This is a genomic window from Pontibacter roseus DSM 17521, from assembly GCF_000373265.1.
Classification (GTDB): Bacteria; Bacteroidota; Bacteroidia; order Cytophagales; family Hymenobacteraceae; genus Pontibacter; species Pontibacter roseus.
In genome coordinates this window covers 334,012-353,512 of the sequence record NZ_KB890762.1, presented here as the reverse complement: position 1 = coordinate 353,512, position 19,501 = coordinate 334,012, and the positions used below count along the sequence as shown (strand labels likewise).

The 19,501-nt window shown below is 54.1% G+C and carries 13 protein-coding genes; 3 read left to right on the top strand and 10 right to left on the bottom strand.

All coding sequences use genetic code 11. The annotated features are described in order from the left end of the window. Positions 1-99: 99 nt before the first annotated feature. From B051_RS0108010 to B051_RS0108000, 3 genes are all read left to right on the top strand, one after another. Entirely contained in the window at positions 100-600 is a 501-nt protein-coding gene (locus B051_RS0108010) for an ankyrin repeat domain-containing protein (protein WP_018477675.1), read from the top strand. Between the two features lie 424 nt (positions 601-1,024). Continuing rightward, the gene (hrpB, locus tag B051_RS0108005) at positions 1,025-3,574 is read left to right on the top strand and encodes an ATP-dependent helicase HrpB (protein ID WP_033316763.1); all 2,550 of its coding nucleotides are present in this window, start codon (positions 1,025-1,027) and stop codon (positions 3,572-3,574) included. A 214-nt stretch (positions 3,575-3,788) separates the two neighbouring features. Then, positions 3,789-4,019, top strand: coding sequence for a hypothetical protein (locus tag B051_RS0108000; protein WP_245539599.1), 231 nt, complete (start codon positions 3,789-3,791; stop codon positions 4,017-4,019). A 91-nt stretch (positions 4,020-4,110) separates the two neighbouring features. Here B051_RS0108000 and B051_RS21050 read toward each other — a convergent pair whose 3' ends face one another. The 10 genes from B051_RS21050 to B051_RS0107950 form a co-directional block, all read right to left on the bottom strand. Further along, positions 4,111-4,758: an OmpA family protein gene (locus B051_RS21050; protein ID WP_018477672.1), complete on the bottom strand. Its 648-nt coding sequence runs from the start codon at positions 4,756-4,758 to the stop codon at positions 4,111-4,113. 5 nt (positions 4,759-4,763) lie between these two features. Next, on the bottom strand, positions 4,764-6,533 hold the full coding sequence (locus tag B051_RS0107990) for a hypothetical protein (protein WP_018477671.1): 1,770 nt from the start codon (positions 6,531-6,533) through the stop codon (positions 4,764-4,766). A gap of 65 nt (positions 6,534-6,598) precedes the next feature. Further along, positions 6,599-7,573 (bottom strand): hypothetical protein, encoded by a 975-nt coding sequence (locus B051_RS0107985; protein ID WP_018477670.1) that lies wholly within the window; start codon positions 7,571-7,573, stop codon positions 6,599-6,601. Between the two features lie 135 nt (positions 7,574-7,708). Then, positions 7,709-11,173 carry a cell division protein FtsA gene (locus B051_RS21045; RefSeq protein ID WP_157578695.1) on the bottom strand — a complete coding sequence of 1,155 codons (3,465 nt, stop codon included), beginning with the start codon at positions 11,171-11,173 and terminating at the stop codon, positions 7,709-7,711. Between the two features lie 206 nt (positions 11,174-11,379). Continuing rightward, positions 11,380-12,831, bottom strand: a complete 1,452-nt coding sequence (locus B051_RS0107975) for a hypothetical protein (protein WP_018477668.1) — start codon at positions 12,829-12,831, stop codon at positions 11,380-11,382. 2 nt (positions 12,832-12,833) lie between these two features. Next, positions 12,834-13,247: a hypothetical protein gene (locus B051_RS0107970; protein ID WP_018477667.1), complete on the bottom strand. Its 414-nt coding sequence runs from the start codon at positions 13,245-13,247 to the stop codon at positions 12,834-12,836. Positions 13,248-13,253: 6 nt separating this feature from the next. Then, the gene (locus B051_RS0107965) at positions 13,254-14,606 is read right to left on the bottom strand and encodes a hypothetical protein (RefSeq protein ID WP_018477666.1); all 1,353 of its coding nucleotides are present in this window, start codon (positions 14,604-14,606) and stop codon (positions 13,254-13,256) included. 638 nt (positions 14,607-15,244) lie between these two features. Next, complete coding sequence (locus B051_RS0107960; protein ID WP_018477665.1) at positions 15,245-15,679, bottom strand: response regulator; 435 nt, start codon at positions 15,677-15,679, stop codon at positions 15,245-15,247. Positions 15,680-15,731: 52 nt separating this feature from the next. Next, a complete protein-coding gene (locus B051_RS0107955; protein WP_033316762.1) occupies positions 15,732-17,855 on the bottom strand; it encodes a sensor histidine kinase in 2,124 nt (707 codons plus the stop codon). A gap of 250 nt (positions 17,856-18,105) precedes the next feature. Continuing rightward, a complete protein-coding gene (locus B051_RS0107950; protein ID WP_018477663.1) occupies positions 18,106-19,500 on the bottom strand; it encodes a M16 family metallopeptidase in 1,395 nt (464 codons plus the stop codon). Position 19,501 lies beyond the last annotated feature (1 nt).

Below are 19,501 nucleotides of genomic sequence, written 5' to 3'. Positions count from 1 at the left end.
CAGGTATAGCCGGAGGGACAGGTATAGCATCTCGCTCATGCGCAGCTTTGTGAAGCACTTTCCCGTAGTAAGCAGGGACACCCTTCATCGCTATAGCTTATGACTTTCTATTCGACCCAATCAACCGATGTTCTATTTGATGCCGCCCGGAAAGGCGACCTTCCCCTCCTCAAGCAGCTCATTGCCGAGGGAACCGATGTGAATGCGCATGGCCCCAGAGGGTTTACACCGCTCATCATCGCGACCTACAACAACCAACTGGAGGCCTCCCGCCTGCTGCTCGAGGCCAAAGCCGATATCAACGCACAAGACTTTGCCGGCAACACCGCCCTCATGGGCATCTGCTTCAACGGCTACGAAGACATTGCGGAACTGCTGCTGGAGAACGGCGCCGACCTGAACCTGCAGAATGGCAGCGGCGGCACGGCCCTCATGTTCGCCACCATGTTCGGCAGGAACAACATGGTTAAGCTGATGCTCGAGCAGGGAGCCGATAGGGACTTACGCGATAGCCGTGGCCTGACTGCCGAACAAATGGCCCAGCAGGTAGGCAACACAGAAGCCCTCCACTATTTTGAGACGATAGGGAGAAAGGTATAGTTGCTAGAAAATGGTTTCTGCCATATTAATATATAACGGTCCGTGCTTTTGAATGCTCTGCTCCCCTCAGGTGAAGAATTTGGAAAATTGACATCCCCCTGTCCCCTTCAATGGGGGACTTTTTCCCACCATTGTCATTTCATACACGTTCTGTCATTTCGACGAAAGGAGAAATCTCTTACCCTACTGGCCGCAAGTTTAGCGCCAGCGCAAACGGGGCTTTTTGTGAACCCCAGCTGCAGCCGATTCTCATGTTTCACCACCCGTTCCCGCTGTGCTTGAACCGGAAGTGGCTGTGGCAACAGATTCCTCCTTGCGTCGGAATGACAGGAAAAGTAGGCAATAACAGTGGCAACACAGGTATAGAGCTACTACCAAACTCCTCCCACCATTTCCTCCGAAAAATTTCGGAAATTGCAGCTCTATGGCTATACCTAACCTGCTTTCCAGATTACCTGATTTACCCGTCAAAGAAGCCATTCCGAGGCTGCTGCAAGCGCTGTCTACCAATTCCAGGGCAGTGTTGGAAGCTCCTCCGGGTGCTGGTAAGACCACTCTTGTACCCTTAGCCTTGCTGGAGGCGGACTGGCGACAGGACGGCAAGATACTGGTGCTGGAGCCACGTCGGTTGGCCACGCGTGCCGCTGCGCAGCGTATGGCAGATTTGCTGGGTGAGCCGCTCGGGGGAACGGTTGGTTACTGGATACGGATGGAACATGTGGTCTCCTCCAAAACCCGCATCGAAGTGGTCACGGAAGGTATACTTACGCGCCTGCTTCAGGAAGATCCCGCTCTGGAGGGAATTGCCGCTGTCCTGTTCGATGAGTTTCATGAGCGGAGCCTGCAGGCAGATTTGGGTTTGGCCCTGGCCCTGGATGCTCAGGCGGTGTTGCGCCCCGACCTGCGCCTGCTCGTTATGAGCGCCACCCTCAATGCCGCCACCGTCGGAAATTGGCTACAGGCACCGGTCATCCGCAGTGAGGGCCGCCAGTACCCCGTTGAAACCCATTACCTGACTCCCGCAGAAGTCGCCGCAGCCGGTACACGTCCGGGCGAGCGCTTAACCCATCTCGTTCCAAAAGCCATCCGGCAGGCTTTGGCAGCCAACAATGCCACTGGTGATGTGCTGGTTTTCTTGCCGGGTATGGGTGAGATGCGGAAAGTGGCCCAGCACCTGGAGGGCAAATTACCACTGGGTACAGACCTGCATCTACTTCACGGCGATTTGGCCCTATCAAAACAGGTGGCGGCTATCCAACCTGCCCCGAACGGCAGACGCAAAATAGTGTTAGCCACTAGCATTGCCGAGACCAGTTTGACCATAGAAGGCGTCAAGACAGTGGTGGATGGCGGCTTCTCCCGTGTTCCGAAGTTTATTCCCCGCACCGGCTTGACTACTTTGGCTACTATACCTGTCTCGAAAGCGGCGGCAGACCAACGTCGGGGTCGCGCCGGCCGTCTAGGGCCTGGCATCTGCTACCGCCTTTGGTCCACAGCTGACCACAACCAATTGCCCGACCGGCAAAGTCCAGAAATCTGGGAGGCTGACTTAAGCGGTCTGGCTCTGGAGTTGGCCATTTGGGGAGTACAGGATGCCGCCTCGCTTCAGTGGCTCGATACCCCTCCTGCAGCGGCTCTGTCCCTCGCACGAGATCTGCTCCTGCGGCTCAATGCACTGGATGCTACCGGTCACGCCACCCCACATGGTAAGGCACTAGCCGCACTCGGTCTAACGCCGCGCCTGGGCCACCTGGTCATGAGGGGGCGCGAATTAGGCATGGCGGAGAGTGCCTGTGCCCTGGCTGCTTTACTGGCCGAGCGCGATATCCTGAAGCCACTGCAGGTACCGGGAAGCAATCCTTTGCCTGATTTGCCGCTTCGTCTGGAGATGCTGTACGGGCGGCGCCCCCATACTCCTGGTTTCGTGACAGATGAGAATGCCCTGCGCCGTGTGCAGGAACAGGCTCAGCACCTGCGGCAGCGTCTGCGCGAGCCAAAAGGCAGAATCAATCCGGACCACGCGGGTATACTCACCGCCCTAGCCTACCCTGACCGCCTGGCCCAGCGGGAGTCATCGGGCAAAGTGCGCCTTATTACGGGCATGCGGGCCAGTCTGCCAACGGAATTATTCAGCGAGGCTGAATTCTATGCTATCGCCCATATGGACGCAGGTCAGCATCCGCGTGTGCTGGTGGCAGCCCCCCTTTCTGCAGATGAGCTGCTGGAGCATTTCGCGGAGCAGCTGGAAGAGAGCCAGGAAGTAAAATGGGATGCAGCAAAAGAGCGTGTCTTAGCGCGCCGCCTGGTTAAGATTGGTGCGCTTGTGTTGGAGGAAAAGCCATTGGCCAACCCTGACTCAGAGCAGGTGGCGAGGGCCTTATTAGGTGCCTTGCAGGAAAAAGGAATCAGCCGCCTACCCTGGTCAAGTGAGGCAATCAAAATGAGGCAGCGACTGGAGTTCCTGCACCTGCTGGAACCAGCAGTATGGCCCGATGTATCAGAGGTGGCCCTGTCAGAAAGCCTGGAAGAATGGTTGCTCCCTCACTTGAACGGGCTTCGGTCTATGGACCAAGTAGCCCGACTGGATTTCGAGCAGATTCTGCTATCCGGCTTATCGTGGGAGCAGCAGCAGGAAATGGACAGACTGGCGCCAACTCATCTAAACGTGCCTAGTGGCTCCCGTATACCTCTGGATTACTCGGATGCGGCCAGTCCTGTGCTGGCTGTGCGGCTGCAGGAAGTATTCGGGCTGCTGGACACGCCCCGCATCGGTGGTGGCAAGGTGCCGCTGCTCCTGCACCTGCTCTCCCCTGCTTCGCGCCCGGTGCAGGTCACTCGGGACTTGCGCAGTTTCTGGAGCAACGGCTATTTTGAAGTAAGAAAAGATTTGCGCGGCCGCTATCCCAAGCACCATTGGCCAGAAGACCCTCTTTCTGCTCCTCCTACCAGAGGCATCAAGCGCAAACCATTGTAACTTATTGAGGTGCATACCTGCTCCTTATTTGTGCACGCAGGTTTATTGGTATCCGGTATAGCCAGTATACCTATTTGTACATTTCCAACCCGGTAGAAAAACTATATAGTCAAATCTGTACCCATTACCGTTTCCAATTCGTATTAAATGGAGGTATAGCATGGATGCTATTGCACTCCATATTGTACCCATTGTAGAACGAAACCATAAAACCATGAAAAAGATATTGTATACTGGCGCATTTGTACTGGCAACAGCAGGTATGATGGCCTGTGAAAGAACAACAGACAGCTCTAACACAACAGAGGGCGAAGGAACTGTTGTAGAACGCGATTCGGTAGCCACTGAGTACGAAGTGACGGAGACGGTTGTAGAGTATGACACTACCACAAGAACGAAGACCGTTGACGTAGATAAAGACAAGGATAAGGACGATAACCGCTAGTTAGAAATTTCCATAAAGATTACACACAAAAGAGCAGGCTTTGGCCTGCTCTTTTGTGTGTGGCTATACCTGTTACCAAGCGGTTTACCGTTCAATCCCCCAAAGTCCCGACCTTGGGCAAAATCTGGATAACAAATCGCCGGTCCCGGATGTCACCTGTGCGGCCGGCTCCTTCAAAGCCACTTCCCGCTGCCACCAGTTCGATTCTGTCCCGCGGGAATTTGATGCCGGAGCTTTGCCAGAACTTCATCAGCGCCACGGCTCTTTTGTAACTTAGCTCCAAAGCGTATTCTCGTTCGGTGATGTTGCGCGGGTCCCCTTTAGGGTAGCTAGCGGCCCGGCCGTCAATCACAATCAGGTATTTCACCTCATCGTCGTCAATGGAGTTGATGACTTGGCTCAGGTTCTCGCCGGCGCGGCGGAGTGGTGCAAGCGAGCGCTGGGGAATCACGGAACTGCTTTGCGCAAAGAGCACATCCACCAGCAGCTCATGGCGTTTGTGCCGTTCGTTGTACTGAAAGTAACGCTCATCTAACCGGGCCAATGCTGACTTTATCTCATCCAGCTTCTTCTTCTCTTCCAGTTCCACCTCCAGACGGGCCAGTGTACTCTGGTTTTCCAGTGCCTTGTCCTGGAACATCTTAAAGCTCAAGACAAACAGTACGAGCATGACCAGGAAAAGCACGGTCATCAAGTCGACATAACTGGGCCAGAAAAAGTCCCTGTTCTCCTTGCTCATGGCAACTACCTCCTGCTGTTCTGTCCGCTCCCGAAAATCCTACCGAAGGCGGCTTTCAGTGGTCCTGGTTCAGCTGCTTTGGCCAATTGCACGTTCAGCTGGTGCAGCTGTCGGAGAAGCTGCTGCTGTACCTGTGCATCGGTCTCCATCTTCTGCAATAGACGCTCATTCGTTTGTTTTATCTCCCCTGTCAGCTGTTGCTGCTGTAGGTTAAGCCTGTCCTGCTGCTGGTTCAGGGTCTCGAAAGGCCGCATGTAGTCGAGTATGCGCTCGTACACATTGTCCTCGTTGAGCCTTGTAAAATGTTCCTGCCATTTCTCGTAGGCGTTCTGTGCGTCACGCTCCTGGTGCTGCAGGCGTGCCTCCATCAAATCGGTGAGTTTGAGAGCCGCCTTGTCGAAGTACTGCTCCACGCGTGCAGCGATGGTGTTAAGGTCTTCTTCGTGGCGACCAAAGAAGTTGATTTGACGCTGTATGGACTCGTCGTGTTTCTGCAGGTAGCCCGGCACCTGGTCGAAGCCCTGCTGCAGCGACGTCAGGCGGCTGAGCACCTGCCCAATGTTCTCTGTGAGCTCCCCACCTTTCTGCACCGACTCGTTCAGCGCCACCTGGTACTGCAGGAAGTTCTGGAACAGCTGTTCGCTCTCCTTCAGCTTGTCAAACACCTGCAGGTTGGCGTTGGCCATCTGCGTGAACCCAATCTCGTCCAGCTTCTGGATAAACTCCTTTTGGATGCGGATGTTTTCGGAGAGCGAATCCACGATGGGTCGGAAGCCCAGTACCTTGTCCAGGAAATCTTTGTTGAAAGAATCGAGCACCGACTTGAGATTACCCAGACTGGCGGCCATGTCGGAGTTGAGCTTGGGCAGCAGGTTGGTCTGCAGGAAGGTATAGTACTCGTTCTGATGTTTGTCGCGTATGCTGCGGGCGTTCTTGAGGTAATGGTTGCCGAGCAAGGTGAGCAGCAAACCAAAAAAGCTCCCCGCCATGGCAATCAGCACTCCGAACAAAAAGCTCGGGATGTTTTGGTCGGTGATGAAGGAAGAACCAGCGGCACCCGCCTCACCCGCATCAGCCGTCACCATACCTGTGAACACCAGACTGGAAAGGCCGATGATAACGCCCGAGAAGGTACCTAGCAAACCAATATAAAGTGGCGTGGCAACGGTTGACTGCACCTCGTCATCCAGTGCATCGGAGTGGCGCTCGGCCACATCCTTCAGAATCTCGAAATCAGCCGCGGCGCCTTTGTTGCGCCGCAAGTATTGGTTGGTGCTCTTGACAATCTTGGTGAATGTCTCCGATGGCTGCTGCACCTCAATCAGGTCGGTGGTGCCGGTACCTTTGCCGCCCGTTGCGGCAGTCGTCACCAGCGCCTCTGGGTCACCAGATACCAAGTGCAGGTTTCCGGCGCTCAGCAGCTTCTCAAATTTTTCAAGCGGCAAGGTATAGCTGGGCACCGGGCCGCCTTTCGCCTCCACCTGCAGCACATCATTGTGCTTGGCCACGATGCGTTTCACCACCGGGTTGGAAAGTGTGTACTCCCGGAAAGGCTGTCCGTCCAGGAACGCTGCCCGCAGTTGGTCCACGGTTTTGCCTGCCCCGGCCGCGGCTGCCGGCTGGTCCAGCACATGCTCGCGCAGGGAAAGTTGGCTTTCGGAAGGAAACAGCTGCTCAATGCTCCTGATTCGGCTCCGCGTGCCCCTGTACACGTACAGTTGGTAACCCAGAATAGCCAGTATCAGTACCGCTTCAAAAACAAATATTCCTCCCATGTGCTTCCTTTTCCTTCACCACCCTGCTGTGGCGCTATTGCTATACCTGAAGTCGCTCCAGGATTTTATCTGAAATCTATGCGTGCCTTTTCTTCTATCTTCCAACCGTTGCCCACTCTGGAAAGGATGCCGTCTCCCTGCTGCACCACCTGGCTCACCATGCGGTTGGAAGGCTTTTCAAAAGAGAAGGCATTCTCCAGCCGGTCTATACCTTGTGAAATGACGAAGGCATGGTTACCTGCCAGGTTGAAACGGTAGTGGGTCCTGCTGCCACCCTCTGCCGGCACATCCACTTCAATGTAGCTGTCGGAATCAGGCTGCTGCTGAAGCTGGTATTGCCGTATCACACCGTCTTCCGGAATGATGGCGTACTTCTTGCCGGATTGCACAACCTCCTCCATTGGGGTAGGCTGATTGGCTGCCGCCTGCTCCAGTTCGGCTAGCAAGTCGCCGCCTGCCACTTCCAGATTGATGGGACCTGAGCCTGTAAACTGTGGCTCCTCATTTGATGATTCTTCTCTGGGTGTTCTGTCCATGGGTTCGTTGCGTCTCCTGTTCTCGTTTCTTCTTCTCCTGGACTGGCCAGGCTGGTCTTCATCCTGCTGTTGCTGTTGCTGCGGCTGACGCTCCTGGCGTGGCTGTCGCTCCTGGCGTTCTGGTCGCTCGCGTCTTTCTGGTCGCTCCTGCGGTTGCCTTTCCTGCTGCTGGCGCTCTTGCTGTGGCTGCCTGTCCTGTGGTTGGCGTTCCTGACGGTCACGTTGTTTTTGCCTTGGCTCGTTGCGCTGCTCCTGTTGCTGCTCTTGGCGCTCCTGTCTCGGTTGGCTTCTGCGTCCCACCGTTTCGCCCACTTCTTCCACGTTCTTCTTGCCACGGTTGCCGGAGCCTTCCACCCTTCTGAGCCTCTCTTCCAGGTAGGCGTTGTTGTCTTTCAGCTTCTCAATCCGCTTGGTGAGAATGCGGTGCGAACTGCTGGCTCTAAGGAAGGCGAAACCTGCTCCCACCATGGCAAGGATGCTTATAATGATTGCTACATAATCCATAGTTTGTCGATGTTGTTTTTCAATGGTAAAGATATGCTGTAAATTATTGAAAACTGAAAAATACTGAGGCACCCTTGCCCTGCCACTTTGGAAGAACAAGGGTGCTGATTTCAGTCAAGGTTGTTGGGCCATACCTTAAGATAGCGCTGTCACCTGCGATTGATGCCGGTACAACTCCTTGGAGAGCAGGTATAACGACTGCTTGAGCGGCATGAAGAACATGGTCTCGTGCAGCGGCTCCCGGTCTGTGAGGCCCCGTACGGTATCCTCCAGTATCATGGTATAGCTGTCCTGCAGGTTCATCCGCATGAACTCCAGTACCCGCATTGGGTCCACCTCCACACCCATGGAGCGCATGAGCGGCGATACATCCGGGTCATCGAGCAGCATTTCCAGGCAGGCCATCACGTTGTCCAGCACTTCCTGGCGTAGCCCGCCATCAATCTGCGTTTTGGTCACAGGTGTGAGAGCTTGCTCCAGGTTGGCCGAGCCAGTTGGGCGCATAATTGGTATGTTAGTCAGGTCGTTAAGGTCGGCTCCTTCCAGCGCCATAGCGCCACCATTAGCCGTCACCTGCTTCGGATTGTCCACCAGCACCAGTTTGAAGTTGGCCGGCGGCTCCTGTCCCGTCACTTTCTGGAATATCGCCTTGGCATAGCGCTCCACGTTGGACAGGTTGTTGCCAGCGCTCAGCAAGCGGATGTACAAGCTTCCACGACCGCTGAAGGAAATATAGCGCGGCACCTTCACGTCGAGCTGCTGCACCAGCTGCGCCAGGTGGTACATGAGCGAACCGAAGTGTAGGTAGAACATGAGTCGGAGTTGGCGTGCCTGCAGCAACTGCTGGCTGTAACTGAGTTCCTTGTCATAGTTAAAGAGCAAGCTGCTGATGTCGGCAGAATTGAAGTCTGGGTTGTCCAGTGCCGTCTCCAGGAACTTGCGGTATTCACGTCCTTCCTCTGTCAGAGGTATACGCAGCACGTGGTCCACGCCATACTGTAGCAGGCCGTTGTCTTTGCTCGTCTTCACTGTGGCGAAGCCATCACCCCAGAGGTCATTGCCGGCGAAGCGTAACGAGGAGCTGTGAGAAGGCTTGCGGTTGGTGAACAGCAGCACGTCGGTGGTGCCGCCGCCTATGTCCACATTTATCAAGTTCTCGTCCTGGCTTGGAACCACGGCTCCGGTACGGGACAGGAAGTAGAAAGGCGCCACCGATTCGGTGATGCACACGGTGGTGCGTCCGTTCTTGAAAACGTTGTTGTACACACCGTCCCACACGTTCTGGAACATGTTACGGGAATACTCATCGAAGCTCAGCGGGGCGAACCACACGATTTTGGTGGCAGCCACGTTGCCGTTGTTCAGTGCCACCTTGTTGCGGATGAGCAGCATAATTTCGGTGAAGAAGGCCTCGATGCGGCGCTTGCCGGTGTTGGTCAGCGTCTCGCTCCACTTCAGGTCGGTATGGTAGGTCTGCTTGTACTGGTCCTGGTGCGTACCTTCGGTATTGATGGAGAAACCGATGTTGATGTTGCCGAACAGGTTCGTAATCTGGTTCTCGAAGTCGATAGACTCGCAGGTGGCCGTACGTGTTGGGAAGTTGTATAGCGAGCCGCCCGAGCCAATAATCAATGGGATGAACTCCCGCTTGAGCAAAGACTCCACCGCAAACAAGCGACCGAAACCGCGCTTGTGGAAACGCTGGTAATCCGTAAGAGCCGGGTCATCGGACGGCTTGTTGAGCATCACCAGTTGCTGGTCGTTGCTTGTGATGTTGAACTCGCGCGGCGCCTGGTTTGGACCAGAGGTATAGGCAATGTGCGTGTTGGACGTACCGAAGTCAATGGCGAAGGTGAAGTTGTGTATACCTTGCTGCAGCTCCTGGAACTTGGGAACGATAAGCGCCTTGCCTGTAAAGTCGACTCCGGCATGGATAAACTCGGCGAAGTCGAAGTGCGTGCCCCGGATTTCGTAATAGGTACTGCCGGCGCTGCTGTTGCTCTTCTTGGTGCGTCTGTGGGCCGTGGCCGAGATAATGCCTCCTCCTGCTTCCAGCTGCTTGCCGCCAGCAAAGAAGCTAAGCGAGTGGTTGCGGTTCACCAACAGCGGGTCAATGTCCTCGTCCACCAGCATCACCTTGAAGAAGTCGTTATACTGCGGCGCATCCACGAATTTGAAGAAAGGGAAAACACCCAATCCGATTTTAGATTTCAGAATGTGGCCTTTCTCCGGAATCACATTGCCGTGCGCGTCTTTGGAATTAAGCGGATTGTCGTAATAGCTGCGCTCGTATACCACGTCGCCCTTCTCGGTCGGCACCCGCAACGTTACCCGCACATGGTTCACGTCGATGTGAAAAGTCAGGTGGTTGGCCAAATCCTGTGGTGAAAAGTAGTTGAAATACAGGCTGGTCACCGGCAGCAGGTAATTGAAAGATTTTTCCGTCACGCCTGGCTGGTATACCACGGTGCCGCTGTAGAAGCGATCGGTGTTCACCTCGTAGGGCACCTGCACCAGCGTCTCGTGCAGCAGGTCGTTTATGGTCAGGTATGGGTAGTTGAAACCCACACCCGGCAAGGAGCGGTTCTCCAGTGGCTTCTCATCTGAATAGCCTACCACAGTGTTCACCGGCCAGGCCAAGTTGTTTACATACTTGATGTTCGGGGCCAGGCGCAAGTCGGGCTTCAGCACAATTGGCCGCTCGCCGGAGAAGCCGGTATGGGTCGGACGTATGAACAAATCGCTGCTCGTCACGGCAGTCTGGTCCTTCTTCACCAGGAAGTTGATATGGCCTACGTGTACTGGGTTCTGCTGGAAATCCACGAGTTGCAGATACTCCGAAGCGATGGCCCCCTGCCCTACCGCACCTGCCATGTTGATGTTGCGCAGCAGGTTCTCGTCCAGTGAGTTGTACACCGCCGGAAAAGCCTGAATCATGGCCGGGTTCGACACGAACAGCTTGTGTACATACTCCCGGAAGTCACGCTCCCGCGCTTCCAGCCCCACATAGTTGTGGTCGAAGTAAGTGCCGATGTTTTGAGCACGGTTGATGCCCAGTGGCTGCACGTTCGGCGCCACGAAAAGGAACGTCAGCGGCGAGGTGCCCCCGATGAGTTGCATCTGGCGCTCACCGCGGCTGTTGGTCGATTCGAAGAAAATCAGGAAGATATCCTCCACACCCTGGAAACGGCTGTCGTTCATGAACAGCTCCAGCGTGCGGCCCAGCAGGTTGGTGTTCGGGTTGGACTGCATGGCGTTCAGCTGCTGGTGCTTGTTCCAACGGCGGATGATGATTTTGTTGCCCGCCTGTGCGTAGCTCTGGTAGTTGTAGAGTAATTCCCATAAATCCCAGAAGTGTGTCACAAACCGGTGGTAGATGGTGTTGGTGCCTGAGCCTCCCACACCGCGCTTCACAAAGTCGAAGGCAGTCTCGAAGAGATGCATGCGGGCAAAGGGCGTAGGTATGGAGGCGTTTATCTTCAGCGCTCTTCCACCTGACCCATCGGTGATATCCTTGATTTCAGTACTCGTGATTTGGCTGGTTTTGGCCCAGCCTTCCACGTTTGAACCTGTTTTATGAAGACGAAGTACTTTCGGCATGTTTTCGTTTGATTATTTAGAGTATTGTACCGAGTCATCAGACTCTCAATATTTTATGCCTTCAAACCTGCATGTAACTTGATTTGAAAGATGAACCAGATTGTTACTTTAAGAAGGCTACAGAGGGTTTACATCGGCTGGCTACAAGCTGCAGCTTCTTCAATCGCCTATAGCACCCTGTGCTCCCCTCAAGGGGATAATTTCCACTAGCTATACTTCAGCTTTTCTTCCACCAATCTGTCTGTGGCGGTTTCGAAGGCGCTGATGGTAGCTTTAAACGCGTTGCGCTCGCTGATGGACTCGGAGGCGCGGTTGAGCTCTTTCACGAAGGAGCCCTGGTGAATCCCCTTGTTCAGGAAACCCGTCTCAATCTGCTTGTCCGACACCATGCGGTTGAAATCGGTCTCGTTCAGGTTGAGCGCGGCGAAGGTTCTCTCTTTGCGGCTCAGCTCGCGTAGCCAGGCCTGGTAGCCAAACTCCGGGTGCGTCAGAAATTTGTTCAGCTCCTTGAAAGTCTGGTCGTTGCGGAGGGCACTCGTTAAATCCACCCCTTTGGCATAGGCCGCCTGTGCATCATCCGGCATATGGGAAGAGTAATAGCGTTCGAAGTAGTGGAAGCGGATGAGCTGCTTGGCAATGCGGTCGCGGGTCTCGCTGTCCAGGTGGGAGAACTGCACATTGCTCACATCCTCGCGTAGCCCATACTCATGGTATACCTCATTGCCTTCCAACTCATTGTCTGAGTAGTCCATGAAGTCCACTATGGCCAATGCGCTCAACAATTCTACTAAGTGGGCATCGTTTTTCTGACTGGCACGTCCTGGGTTATTCTCCATCGGTTTGTCCGGCGTGTCGCCCATATAATACACGGCGTTTACCCCGTTCAGGTGGTTCTGATAGTACGACAGCGCGTCCTTGGCTTTGGTGGTGAAGGTGTTCGAGTCGATGAAATCGGCCTCCACGCCTGCTGCGGGCTGTTCCAGCGAGAAGTAAGGAAGCACCACCATGGCGCCGGTCAGGGCGGTGTTCAGGCTGGCGGCGTTGGGCAGGCTGGTGCGCGCGTCTTTGAAGTTTTTGAGCAGCAGCGGGAAACCGGCGGCGCCCGTACCCCCGAAGATGGAACTCACAAAGAAGATGCGGTCACCGGCCTGGAAGTTGGAAGCGAAAAAGCGCATCTCAGGCGAGTCGATAATCTCGTTCAGCACCACGCTGCCCACGTTCGGGCTGCCGCGGAAGCCCACGTCCAGGCTGTTGTTGAGGTTCTCCGGCGTGAAGAGCAAATCTATCAGCGCCTGACTCTCCACATCCAGCTGGTTGTAGCCCACGTGGTCTTTGAAAGGCTTGTTGATGCCCCCGAAATCATACACGAAACTGTCACGGATTTTGGAAGTACCGTCACCGGCTATGCTTGACAGCGTGCTGATGTCAGTATGGAAGAAGCCTTCCTCCCGGCGGCCAAGCGAGTCGTGGATGTGCTTGTAAGTCTTGAGCAACTCCACCGTACGGTTCATGTCGCCGTTCTGCGTGTCCGGGTCAATGATGATGGGTACTATCTTGTCGCAGTTTTCTATTTTGACACCCGCCGCCATCAGCATGACCAGCGAACGGATGACTCGGGAGCCTGTGCCCCCTATTCCAAATACAAAAAGCTTTGCCATTGTTATTTTTTGTTAGGCCATTTCATAGGGGTCGTCCATGCCTGCACGGAACCCCTCTTGAATAGAATGGAGAAAAGAAAGAAAAGTATCAGGCTGTAAATCGTGTTCACGAAAGCGAACATGTAGGTATAGGAATGTGTCTCGATGCCGTTGCTGTTGACCTGGATGATAGGTATAGCAAAAGCGATGATGGCATTCAGGATTAAGAACATCACCCAGTGCTGTGTCTTGTAAAGCCCGGTACTCATGATGCGGTTGAGCACATAGTAGTACAGGAGCACGATGGCGAGGGTGATAAGGAAAAGCTGTAGGCCTGTGTTGGGGAATACCACTTCGCGGTAGTCGTTGGTGAAGTTGGCAGGTATAGGCCGGCCCAGGAAGAGCTCATACAGCCCCGAGAAGAACTTCTGAATCATATGGATTTAGTCTGCTTTGTTAAATTGCATGGATACACTGAAAATATTATCGCTTTGGTCTCTGTATAAGGCTTGTACGCCATCCATTATCTTCGTCAGCTGGTACGTCCTGCCTGGCTCCGCCACGGGGTTGTTGTCATTCTCCGTCGTCCAGTTTTTCACCCAGGCGGGGTATACGTGTGGCATCTGAATGTACACCGAACCGGTGTTGGCTGTCAGCTGCGGCACCTGCACCCGCACAAAGTGGGTATACCTGGCCAGGTCCGGAGTGGCTTTTATACCTTCGTCGGCCGCCGTCACCGATACCATGGAAGCCCGGCAGCCATTGCCCACCACCTGCAGGTGCTGCTTCAGATACTTGGGCTGCTGCATGCTCGCCGGCAGTGAGCTCAGGTCCAGCCCCACGGTGAACTCCACGGGCTCCTTGGGCTGAGGCTGCAGGTTGACGGAGGTGCACGGGTCAGCGGTGCGGCTGCTGCAGTAAACGATGCCGACTGGCTTGAAATTGCCCGTCTTCAGTAAAGCCGAATAAGGTATGCTCTTGTACTCAAACCCGAAAAATGCCTGCTGTGCCGGTAGGTCGCGGAACACTTTGTTGATGACCACCTGCACCTCCTCCTGTTTGCCAATCACCCAGGTATAGAACGGAATCTGCTCCCCTTTCAGTGTCCTGCGCACCTCCGGCTTTTTCACGGCTGGGTGGTAGGTGCCATGGAAGGCAGATACGTCACCCAGAACGGCCACGACGAGCCCCCTGTGTTCTGCCTCGCGCAGCGCGCTTCGGATGTCAGAATCCAGTGACAGAAACTGCCCCTGGTCGCTGGGTCCATGGATGAAATCCGAGATGATGACGCTCACTGCATCGTGCTCTATAGACTGCTGCAGCGCCGCGCGCAACATGTCGGGTAGCGGTGTGCCGCGCACATCGTCCTTGATACCGCTCACGATGTAGCTCTTCATGGTATTGTAGGACACGCTGTCGAGCACCGGTCTGCCCTGTGCGTCTTCTTTGGCCAGGAAAAAGGCCTTCTGGTCCACGTAGCGTCCGTCCTGCACCTCCGATATCAGCCTGTTCATCTTGCTCTGGAACTGTGTGGCTTCCTTGCCGGCCACCGAGGGAGGCATGAAGCCTTTCATGCCATTGGAGACCTCCAGGTATACGTTCACGTTGGCGGTGGCAGGGCTGGCCTCTGCTTCAGGTTGGTTATTGGGTTGCTCGGGCTTGTTTTCCTGCGGAGCGGTAGCGGTCTCAGTTTCTGTTGCGTCCTCACCATTTTGTTTGGTGTAGCAGCCTGACAGCACCAGCGACACGCCGAGAAACAGCGCGTACAGGCTACTTACTGATTTTTTTGGAAGCATGCACTTTGGTTTTGTTTGCTTTAGGCATTAATTGGAAACATGTTAAAGGTTGTGGTGCTTGCGTCAAGGCCGTATTATGACAGAAAGGGACCTGATGCAGCAGCAGCCTTCATCACGCATCACAAAAATTGTACTGTCTTAGATGATCCTAAACGTAACTGACAACGTTCAGGATGCATATAATAGTATATATTTATATTATACTTTACGAAGCAGCTTGACCTATAGGCCGTTCGTATCGCCAAACACACCATTCCTTTAACGGAGTAACAGAGGATGTGTTTGTCAAGCTACTCAAGCCCGCAGGCTATACCTGAAAACGCACAGTAGAAATTACCGCCCGCTATACTATTGGAAGGCGAAGAAACTACTCTGAAAAAACGTGCCAGCCTAACTTGCAACTCACCTTTCTCAGGAGCTTCATGCGGAACCAGTCAAAGACTGAATTCAATTATCTTCCAGAATCGTATACTCCCCTTGCATTCGTATCTCGAAAAAACTTAAAATATTTTTGAAGGAATAACAACCTATCCTGAACTCACTCCGTATAAATGAATGGCTAAAAGTTGAAAAGTTTATTTTTTATTAAATGACCTTTCAATATAAAGAAGGCTCCCTCATCAGGAGCCTTCTTTTTTTTATGCCGTTCTCTCGCCTTGCCCGAAACGCACGGAAATGAGCTGCTCCAACACTGCCTTGGTCAGTGGCTTGTTCAGAAAATGCCGTATACCGGCTGCCTTCACACGCTCCTCATCCCTAGGGTTCAGCGAAGTGGTAAGTACCGCTATCATAGCTGACTCTTTAGAAGGACAGTCCATATTCTCAAAAGCCTCTAAAAACCCAAACCCATCCATTACGGGCATGTTGATGTCTAGCAGAATCAGGTTGGGCATGTTGGCAGGCGTACCTTCCGGCTCCAGGCAACGTTCCTGTATGATGTCTATCGCTTCCTTTCCGTTGCGGGCTATCAGCAGGTTCTGTGTGATGTTCGCTTTCTGAATCAGCAGCTCATTGATGAAGTTGGAGGCTTGGTCATCGTCAATAAGCAATATGGAGTTGAGGTTCGTATTCATAGTTCTATTGGCAGCAAAACGGGTGTGTTCCCACTCCCGTTACTGTCTGTATTTATCGTTTGAAAAAAATTCTGAAAGTGGCCCCCTCGCCTGGTTGGCTCTCCACTTCTATTTTCCCGCCGGCATTCTCCACAATCCGCTTCACAATATACAGGCCTATACCTGAACCCTCCACATGGTCGTGCAGACGCTTGAACATGGAGAAAATCTTGGACTCATCCGCCAGGTTCATCCCGAGGCCCTCGTCCCGGACGCTCAAAGTGATATAATCTGTGCCCGACGTAGTGGAAATGTGGAGACGGGGGGGTTGGTTGGGCTTGTGGTATTTAAGGGCGTTGCTCACCAGGTTGTAGACGATGCTCCGGAGGTTTTTGGCAGAGTATTGCAGGGCAAGGTCCTCTTCCATATCTAGCTCTATTATGGCGGCACCGTTTTGAATAACAGATTCAAAGTCCAGCAAGACTTCTGACACGGCGTCAGACAGATTAATCATGTAAACGTCGTCTCCCGCCTCCCGCTGAATCTTGGCTACCTCCGTCAGGTCAGTCAGCGCCCTTTTGAAGCGTAAAATGGAGCTGTGAATCATCTGCGTGAGACGCTGTACAGTAGGGTTTTCCAGTGTCTCGTTCGGTAAAAAGTCCAGCAGGGCGTGCATCAGCCCTTCAATGTTGGAGATAGGCGCCTTCAAGTCATGTGAGGCCGAATATACAAAATTGTCCAGGTCGGCGTTGATGGCCATGAGCTCTTTGTTCATGGTCTCTATTTCCCGCCGCGCCGCCACCTGCTCGTTGATATCGATGGCAACGGCGATGATGCCCGTAATGGCGCCATGGGCATCGCGCACCGGTTGGTACACAAAGTTCAGGTATACAGTATCAGATTTTCCGTTGCGCATAAACTCAAAAGGAAGTTCATTGGCTACAAACGGTATACCTGTGTAAAATACATCGTCGAGTAATTGCTTTACTCCCTGATTCGCGACTTCAGGCAAGGCTTCTAAAACAGGTCTTCCAATGATGTCCTCCTGCCGGCGGCCCCAAATCTCACATACGCCCGGGTTGGCCAAATCAATGATGTGGTCAGGGCCCCGCAGAATGGTGATACCAACAGGTGCCTGCTGGAACATCTCGTGCAGGGTTTCCTGTTGCTTCATAACCGCCTCGCGCGCCTGTATGCTGATGATGGAGGTGGCTATCTGGCCGGTGATGAGTCTATGGAAATTCTGGTAATCAGCGGTATAGTCGAGCTTGGAGCTTATGCCTGCCACAAAGAAACCGATTATCTGTTGGTGGTCAGGCCGATGTACTGGCAGAATCACGGTCCTTCCAGGCAAGTCCCTGAAAAAGGCATGTGGCTCAAGGGATGTGTTGCTGCTGGAGTCATCGACCACGACAGGCTCCCGTCTCCGGATAGCCTCCGCGAAAGGAGAATCAGCCGAAGCGGACAAATCGCTTAGGTTTAGCGCATCAGGTATGGCAGCTCCTGCTACAGAACCAGCCTTACCGGCAAGTCTTGCTTCGGTGGCGCTTCCGTTCAGCAGGTAGATGAAGCAATAGGGTATATCCTGAGTGTTCCTGGCCAGTATGTCACAGGTATGCTGGCATGCCTGGTCCAAGGTATAGACTGGGGTCATGGCATCAGAAGTCTCCCGAAGTGTGTTGAGACGTCTCTGACCCAGCATACTGTCGGTCACCTCGCTGCAGGCGCAGAACATTCCTGCCACATTGCCTGCATCGTCAAAGGCGGGACTGTAGGAAAAAGTCCAGTAGGTCTCTTCGTTGTAGCCCTTCCTTTCCAGGTATAGGAGCAGGTTTTCAGCGTAATACGAATTACCCTGCTGCAGAATCGTCTCTGCTATACCTCCTACCTCGTCCCAAATCTCAGCCCACATGTCGCGGGCACTCGCACCCAAGGCCGCTGGGTGCTTCTTCCCAAGGGCGGGCAGGTAGGCATCGTTGTGGAACATGTAGAAATCTCCAGACCACCAGATGAACATCGGGAAGCGGGAGTTGAGCAGGAGTCGGATGTTGGCCTGCAGGCTTTGCGGCCATTGAGAAGGCGCTCCGAGTGGATGCTTTTCCCAATCATAGGCCTGCATCAAGGCCCCCATCTCTCCTCCACCCCGAAAAATATCAGCCGCCCTTGCTTCAGAAGAGCTTGTTGTCGTGTCAGGCATTCAAGTTAAGTTTTCAAGCAGATTCCTTCATCCGCCTCCTATGCAAGGCAAAACGGACAAAAGCACAGAGGCCGATAACGTCTGGGGCACCTGTACATGGATTTTTGTAATGTAGGCAAATATAGCCGCAATTCAAATCAGGGTCAAATATGCCAAGAACATATGAATTGAAGTTCAAACAAAAGCCGCCCGTGTTGTACGCGGGCGGCTTGTAAATAGATATAAGGAACCTTCGCTATACCTAGGCAATTTACAGTGGGTTCTTCTTGAGGTTGCCCTGGAAGGTCTTCAGCTGTGAGTCTATCTGTTTTCGGTCGCCCACCACAACCAGCGTCATATCTTTGGGTCGGATGTACTTCTGGGCGGTCTGCTGCACCTGCTGCGGCGTGATGGCCATTATGTTCTGCACCTGGTTGGTCAGGAAACTCTCCGGCAGCCCGTGCAATTCCAAAAAGTTGAGCTGCCCGATGATGCCTCCCGGTGTGGAATTGCGCAGCACGAACAAGCCAGCCTCGTAGTTCTTGATGCCCTCCAGCTCCTCCTTGGACGGTGGCTCCTTGCTCAGGCGGTTTATTTCGTTCACGATTTCGCGCAGCGAGTTGCCTGTGTGCTCCGTGGTGACGTCTGCCACCTGCGACCAATCGCCCACTCGGTAGCGCGCGGCCAGCGTGCTGTAGGGCGAGTAGGTATAGCCTTTGTCTTCGCGGATGTTGCGCGTAATGCGGGAGCCAAACGAGCCGCCCAGCAGGGAGTTCGTGATGCGCAAAGGCATGTAATCCGGATGAGCTGGGTCCACTACTGGCAAACCGAAAACAATGGTGGACTGCGGTGCCCCGGGTCGGTCAATCACCAGCATCTCCCCTTTGGTTACCGGCTTGGCTACTGCAATCTGCGGAGCGGGGCCCTTTTCCCAATCATTAAGCGAAGCCGTGATGGCCTCTTTCATGGCACCGCCATCAAACTTGCCGGCCACATACACGTTGGTGCGGTCGGCACCGTAGTGGGTGTTGTAGAAATTTCGTACCTGCTCCAGTGTGAAGCCCTCTATCATGGCGTCTGTGGGCAGCGCCCGACCATAAGGGTGATTCGGGTAGAGCACGCTCATGAATTTGACCTGCGCCTGGGTCCCCGGCTGCTGCCGTGCCAGGTTCATCTGGCGCTTGAAGTCGTTCTTCACGCGTTCCACCTCCGACTCCGGAAAGGCCGGGTTCTGCAGCAGGTCTGCCATCAGGCGTACCAGTTCCGGGCCATACTCTGACAAGGCGGAGCCATACACTGCGGTCTGGTTAGGGCCAACGCTGACATATAGGGAGCCGCCCATATGCGCCACTTTCTCCGCCAGCTGGCGGGCGTTGCGGGTAGCAGTGCCTTCCTGCAAGAGGTTACCTACAATGTCAGCCAGGCCGTTTTCCTTCTCACCCTCATGCACGTTTCCTGCCTGCACAATAATTCCCACGGTCACTTTCGGAATCTCGCCATAGGGCACCATGGAGGCAGACAGGCCATTGGCCAAGTCAAAGTCCTGCTTGGCTGGGAGTCTGAAATCTTTGGGCGCACTACCTTCCGGGGGCGCCTGTTTCTGGGCAATTGCGGTACCTGCCTGCAGTAGCAGGAAGCTCAGTACGGTTATCAGTATCTTGTTCATA

Bases quoted from the DNA above. Each gene is read 5' to 3' on its own strand.
- B051_RS0107950 (WP_018477663.1), bottom strand. From the start codon at position 19,500: ATGAACAAGATACTGATAACCGTACTGAGCTTCCTGCTACTGCAGGCA.
- B051_RS21050 (WP_018477672.1), bottom strand. From the start codon at position 4,758: ATGAGCAAGGAGAACAGGGACTTTTTCTGGCCCAGTTATGTCGACTTG.
- B051_RS0108010 (WP_018477675.1), top strand. From the start codon at position 100: ATGACTTTCTATTCGACCCAATCAACCGATGTTCTATTTGATGCCGCC.
- B051_RS0108000 (WP_245539599.1), top strand. From the start codon at position 3,789: ATGAAAAAGATATTGTATACTGGCGCATTTGTACTGGCAACAGCAGGT.
- B051_RS21045 (WP_157578695.1), bottom strand. From the start codon at position 11,173: ATGCCGAAAGTACTTCGTCTTCATAAAACAGGTTCAAACGTGGAAGGC.
- B051_RS0107965 (WP_018477666.1), bottom strand. From the start codon at position 14,606: ATGCTTCCAAAAAAATCAGTAAGTAGCCTGTACGCGCTGTTTCTCGGC.
- B051_RS0107960 (WP_018477665.1), bottom strand. From the start codon at position 15,679: ATGAATACGAACCTCAACTCCATATTGCTTATTGACGATGACCAAGCC.
- B051_RS0107990 (WP_018477671.1), bottom strand. From the start codon at position 6,533: ATGGGAGGAATATTTGTTTTTGAAGCGGTACTGATACTGGCTATTCTG.
- B051_RS0107970 (WP_018477667.1), bottom strand. From the start codon at position 13,247: ATGATTCAGAAGTTCTTCTCGGGGCTGTATGAGCTCTTCCTGGGCCGG.
- B051_RS0107985 (WP_018477670.1), bottom strand. From the start codon at position 7,573: ATGGATTATGTAGCAATCATTATAAGCATCCTTGCCATGGTGGGAGCA.
- B051_RS0107955 (WP_033316762.1), bottom strand. From the start codon at position 17,855: ATGCCTGACACGACAACAAGCTCTTCTGAAGCAAGGGCGGCTGATATT.
- B051_RS0107975 (WP_018477668.1), bottom strand. From the start codon at position 12,831: ATGGCAAAGCTTTTTGTATTTGGAATAGGGGGCACAGGCTCCCGAGTC.
- hrpB (WP_033316763.1), top strand. From the start codon at position 1,025: ATGGCTATACCTAACCTGCTTTCCAGATTACCTGATTTACCCGTCAAA.